This is a genomic window from Bremerella sp. JC817 (genome assembly GCF_040718835.1).
GTDB lineage: Bacteria > Planctomycetota > Planctomycetia > Pirellulales > Pirellulaceae > Bremerella.
In genome coordinates, this window is sequence record NZ_JBFEFG010000191.1 from 1 (window position 1) to 381 (window position 381).

Annotated in this window: 1 protein-coding gene; it reads right to left on the reverse strand. The window is 72.2% G+C overall.

Annotated features, from left to right (window positions below; translation table 11 throughout):
• Positions 1-118: 118 nt before the first annotated feature.
• A partial coding sequence (locus tag AB1L30_RS00915; RefSeq protein ID WP_367011457.1) for a metallophosphoesterase family protein occupies positions 119-381 on the reverse strand: 263 nt, incomplete at its 5' end.

Here is a 381-nt window from a genome sequence, read left to right on the forward strand (position 1 = left end):
GCACGCGGTGAAACCGCACCTCATCCCGATCCGTGTCGAGCAGCGCCACGGTCCATTCCCTCGCCCGGTGGAGGGCCCCCGGGTTGACCTGGCGGATCGGCCCGTCCCGCTCGTCGAGCTATTGATGCGAGTGGCCGAAGAGCAGGTAATCCGGCTCGGCCGCGAGCAGGCGCCGGAATTCGCCCGTCAGGTGGCCGTGCGTGACCCCGACCCGGCGCCCCGCCAGCTCCAGCTCCGCCGCCCAGCCGTGCAGACTCCCGCCGGTCGCCCCGACCGCCCGCTCGATCCCCTCGAGGTCGAAGTCGTTATTCCCGAGCACGTAATGGCACGCGAGCCCCGCCCCGGCGACCGTGTGCACGACCGACGCCTCGGTCAGGTCGC